Consider the following 4,805-nt stretch of genomic DNA (forward strand, 5'->3'; position numbering starts at 1 on the left):
GTCGGAGCCGGAGCTCACCGGGACAAGGATTGCAGAACGGCGATTGTGTGGGCACCGGGGCGAATGAATGCCGGTCCAGTGCAATCCGCTGGTATGAGGCGAACGGTGCCCCCGTCCTCAGTGCGTCCTTGCGAAGCGCGAGGTGCACGGCATGGATGTCGGCCCGTCCGAGGCCGAGACCTTCTGGACGGCGTTCCTGCGCAAGCTCGCCCGGAGAGGTCTGCGCGGTGTCAAGCTCGTGATCTCGGACGCCCACGAAGGCGTCAAGGCCTCCGTATCAAAAGGTGATGACCGCGACCTGGCAACGCTGCCGCGCCCACTTCATGCGCAACGTCCTGGCTCACGCCGGTAAGAGCGGGTGGCGTGTCGTCTCGGCCTTCATCGCGACCGCGTTCGCCCAGGACGACGCTGAAGCGTCCAAGGTCCAGTGGCGCAAGGTCGCCAATCAACTCTGGCCCAAGGTTCCCAAGCTCGCCCCTCTGATGGACGCTGCCGAACCGGACGTGCTGGCCTATATGGGCTTCCCCGTCGCGCATCGGGTCAAGCTCCACAGCACGAACCCGCTGGAGCGCCTGAAAGGCGAGATCGAGAGCCGGACCGAGGTGGTCGGCATCTTCCCCAACGAGGACGCCATCACCCGCCTCGTCGGCGCGATCCTCCTCGGACAGAACGACGAATGGGCCGTGCAACGGACCCACTACATGACGCTGGAAAGCATTGCTCCGATCGGCGATAATCCCCTCATTAGCCTGACCATCCCGGCCCAAGCCGGTGATCGTGGTGGCTCCCAGAAAGCTACACCACGCTGTGGGACACGACCGGCATTCTACGACATGCCCGCCGCGCACTGGGATCACCTCCGGACGACAAATTCGATCAAGAGCGTGTTCGCCACGGTGCGGCACCGGACCATGCGGACCAAGGGCGCGCTCTCGCCGATCACCGTCAAGCTGAAGGTGCTCGCGCTCGTCATGGCTGCCGCGAAGATCTGGCGACGGCTGAAGGGCGAAAATCGTCGCCGGCGTCATCGTCCGCGACGGAACCGAAGTCATCGCCCGCCTAGATCACCGCACCCCCTGACCGTTGCCGTCACCCAAAACTCCGCATAGCTTCCATGCCATCGGGCAGAGCCGCAGCGTTCACAGGCTTGTGCTGCGCGAACAGGTGATCCCGGATGTCGGGCGGGTCCGGACGCAAGTTGAGGCAATGGCCGCGGGCCGAACGACGGCCATGGAGGCGCGCGGATGCGCTAGCGCGCGAAGTGGTCATGGTAGTGCTCGGTGCTGGAAAAAGACGGTCAAGCCGGCCGACATCGCGATGCTAGCGATGGCAGAGGTTTAGCAGAGGGCAGGATGGCGCTGTGCCGCGCGTGCCTCGCCTTGGAAGCAACGATCCCAGACGCTATCCGGACCACTCTACGGTAACGAAACCCTCGTTATTGAGACGGAAGAGGTTATGAGGGAAGCGTAGGCAGCTGCACCGGTCGCACCGACGTGGTGCGCTTTCGAGGTCGGACCCTAGTACGCCGGGCGACCAGTGCTGGGTTTTATTAATCAAGCGTCAACCGTAAGCACCAAATTACGTAGTCAGCGATGAAACTTTTCCGTAGCATCCATAAGCTGTAAATTGCAGTCATAGGACCACCGACCATGTCGCCCGAAATGACGTTGTCCAATCTTCCTCGCCACGTCTGGACAGGAGTCAAAGCGATGGCGGCAGTCTCCGCGCTGTTTTTTCTCGCAGCACCGAATCCTCAGGCAAACTTAGATAAGGGCGGTCTTGCAAAGCTCGCAGCCAAGAAGGCGATCGACTTCGATCCTATTTACACGGGGTCAGTTCCGACGCGGCCTGCCAAGAAGAACGTGAAGGCCTGACTGCCAGCTCCAAGATCGGAGGTGTCCCGAAGTCAGCCGCGAGCGAAAGGCCAGGCTCGATGCTTACCACCGATCCTAAGGCCGAGCCTTGGTTCAGCGCGGAAGAGCTCGCCGAGGCATGCGGCTGCACGCCCGAGGCTTTCGTGGCACTGGTGTGTCAGAACCACTGGCCTCGCGTCCAGGGCGGGGAGGGGACCAAGTTCGGGATCGAAATCGATGCTTTCCGCCGGGCTCGTGGGGAAAGTCCGGTCGCCGTTCACGGCAGCATACCACCGCTCAGATCGCTTCAACGCCACCACCCGGCAACAGCTGGAAACCATAATCGCGCGGGCGTGAGTGGCTGCGGCCCGTCGTAGGGCGTATCGCAGCAACGGCGCCGCTTGTTCCCCTCGCGATCGCCTAAGGACTTCGGACTCACGGCGGCCAGATCTCTGGTCGCCGCTTTTCGTTCTAGGTTGGTAGCAACACCCCTTATTAACGCGGCATTGACTCAAACGAGACGTCATCGAAGGCTGAAACCACAGAGTGAACTTCTCTTTAAAAATTAGCGTCGCATCTTACAGGTCAGGAGGTACTTAAGATGCGACAGGGCGAATACAAACTTGATTTATCGTTTCGTCGGAGCTTGATCCGTTTCCTGGCTCTCCAGGTTATAGCCTCAACGAGCGCGGGTGTCTGTGTCGCATATGCCTTCGGGCCGAGCGGGACAAAGCCTTACTCAGAAAAAATCAGCTTTGCGCTTCGACTCAGCACCGACAACGGAGGCATTCCCGAACAGGTTGAAGATGGGTTTCGACTTAGGTTGAGAGATGTCGATTGACCCTCGTTATTAAGGCGAGGGGGTTGTAAGCTCGACTTTGGCCACTCATGCGGCGTGGCAGAGGGCATAGGCCCAGGGCGCTGGCAAACGGAAGCCGGGTTTTGTTCGGGCGCGTCGGCGCGGTGATGTTGCCAAAGTCCGCTCGCGCCAGATCGCATAGCGCACGGCGGCCAGAGCATCGGCGAAGGTCGGGCGCGGTTTGGGGTACCACGCGGCGGCCGCGATCCGTTGCCGTTGGCGGACTGGGAGCCGTGCAGCCAGCAGCGTGACGATCGAGAACAGGGCGAGCAGGCAGGGCGTGGTGCGGGCGATGGCCTTGTCCGACCACTGCCGCTGCGTCTCGACACCGAGATGGGCGCGCGCTTCCTGGAAGGTGACCTCAACGGTCCAGCGCCGCACGAACCACCCCACGATCTGCGCGGGCTCGCGCACCGGTTCGGTGCAGAGCAGGGCCTGCGGTGCAAAGCGGCTCTCGGGATCGCGCACCAGCACCCATCGGATCGGCACGACCGGCAGACCGCCGTGCCGCCACACGGCGGTCCCGGAGGCGATCTCAAGGGTGCGCTCGCCCGCCCCGTACCAGCCGGGCACCACGACCGCGTGCCAGCGCGTGTCCTTGGCCGCGAGGATCGCGGCGAGCGTCGGCAGCCGCGCGCCTTTGGTCCGCGGGCGTCCAATCGTGCCGGGCGGCCGAGGTGGGGCCGGCTCGTAGAGAGCAGCATCCAGCCGCAGGCGGGTGATCGCCGTGATGCGAGCGCGGCGCATCGCGTCGAGGAACAGCAAGGCCGAGAAGCCGCTGTCGCCCACCACAACGAGGTCGCGTGCGCGCAGCCAGCGGCGAGCCTGGAGAGCGAGTTGGCGTCCGACGTCGAGCAGAGGCTTGTGCCGACGGCCCCGTTCGCGACAGGCGCGCTCTGACGGCACCAACGCGGTTAGGAACGGCAGCGCCCAGACGCGCCCCGCCCAGGGGATCGGGGCGAGCACCATGAGGCTCATCCAGCGCAGCCCGCTCGCCTTGACGAAATGGCTGTCGGAGGAGCGAACTGGATCACGGTAGATGCCCTTGGCCGCGATCCGCTTGCCGCGGCGGCGCTCGATCGTATCGTCCAGTCCCAGGATCACGGGGCCGCGTTGCGCGAACGCATCGACGAGGAGCCCGAGCAGGATACGGCTGCCGGAGCGCGGGCACCACGCCGCTCGGTTGAGGATACGGTGGACGTTCACGAACCGCCGCTCCTGCGCGCGGCCGATGATGCGCAGGACGCTCGTCACCGTGCGCCGCCCCGGCGTCAGGATCGCGCCGATCAGCAACAGCTGAGCATGGCGCCAGGAGCGGTGGACGAACAGCGGCGCGAACGCCAGGATGATCCCGGCAAAGCGGGTGGGCAGGGGCAGCATGGCGGTGTCTCTTGGCGGGGACGCCACCAGCCTATCCCTCACGCCCGCTTCGTCACCTCCGCCCACTCCACGCGCCGCAAATGGCCAAAGTCGAGGTAAGACGAAGCAGAACGTCTTCACCAGCGCGTTGATGATCGGATCTATGCAGGAAAGTGGGTGACGACGGTGGATTGAAGGCGGACATCGAGCCTGCCAGAATCTCCCATCGAGAGCGATACGCTATGGAAAGCCCTTCCAACATCGTGCGGCTTAGTCAGACCGAGGAAATCGACGATCCGCTGGTCGAGATGTTTCGCGCTGGTGCCCGTTGCCTTCTCGCCGAGGGAGTCGAGCTTTAGGCCGAGGTGTTTCTGAAAGCGATACAGGATCTACGGCTGCCGGATGGACGTGCTCAGCTCGTCCGACACGGCCACGGCGTAAAAAGGCGCGAAGGGTTCACCCCTTCCACAATTAGGCTTATAACGTTAGTATATTAGGGAAGCTTTCCATCAAGCTGAGGTCACGATCGGTGCCGATCGTGACCTCAGCTTGATCTTGATTTTCGCAGCTCGGAGAGAGCCTTAGCCGGGTTTCTACGTAACCGGGGCAGATCACCGGGCGGTCATGCTGTTGCGGCGTTTCTGACAAGGTCCGGCAGGGGCGGGACGGTTGCGCTGTCTGGGATGCCGAGGCGATCGCCGAGGTATCGGAAGAACGAGACGTCGAGCTTGGCG

General features: G+C 63.3%; 2 protein-coding genes and 3 pseudogenes. 4 read left to right on the plus strand and 1 reads right to left on the minus strand.

The annotated features are described in order from the left end of the window. Positions 1-133: 133 nt before the first annotated feature. From MKK68_RS00110 to MKK68_RS00120, 3 genes and pseudogenes are all read left to right on the plus strand, one after another. A pseudogene (locus MKK68_RS00110) lies at positions 134-752 on the plus strand (transposase); the annotation flags it as partial. 69 nt (positions 753-821) lie between these two features. Continuing rightward, positions 822-1,080: pseudogene (locus tag MKK68_RS00115) on the plus strand (IS256 family transposase); the annotation flags it as partial. Between the two features lie 569 nt (positions 1,081-1,649). Continuing rightward, positions 1,650-1,874, plus strand: coding sequence for a hypothetical protein (locus MKK68_RS00120; RefSeq protein WP_244027327.1), 225 nt, complete (start codon positions 1,650-1,652; stop codon positions 1,872-1,874). Between the two features lie 865 nt (positions 1,875-2,739). Here the strand turns inward: MKK68_RS00120 and MKK68_RS00125 are convergent. Then, positions 2,740-4,092, minus strand: coding sequence for a transposase (locus MKK68_RS00125; protein WP_244027335.1), 1,353 nt, complete (start codon positions 4,090-4,092; stop codon positions 2,740-2,742). 221 nt (positions 4,093-4,313) lie between these two features. On the opposite strand from MKK68_RS00125, the pseudogene MKK68_RS00130 reads away from it, so the two are divergent. Beyond that, positions 4,314-4,517 (plus strand): annotated as a pseudogene (locus MKK68_RS00130) (IS256 family transposase); the annotation flags it as partial. Positions 4,518-4,805 lie beyond the last annotated feature (288 nt).

The organism is Methylobacterium sp. E-016 (assembly GCF_022829745.1).
Lineage (GTDB): Bacteria > Pseudomonadota > Alphaproteobacteria > Rhizobiales > Beijerinckiaceae > Methylobacterium.

Coding starts and splice junctions, on each gene's coding strand:
- MKK68_RS00125 (WP_244027335.1), bottom strand. CDS start 4,092: ATGCTGCCCCTGCCCACCCGCTTTGCCGGGATCATCCTGGCGTTCGCG.
- MKK68_RS00120 (WP_244027327.1), top strand. CDS start 1,650: ATGTCGCCCGAAATGACGTTGTCCAATCTTCCTCGCCACGTCTGGACA.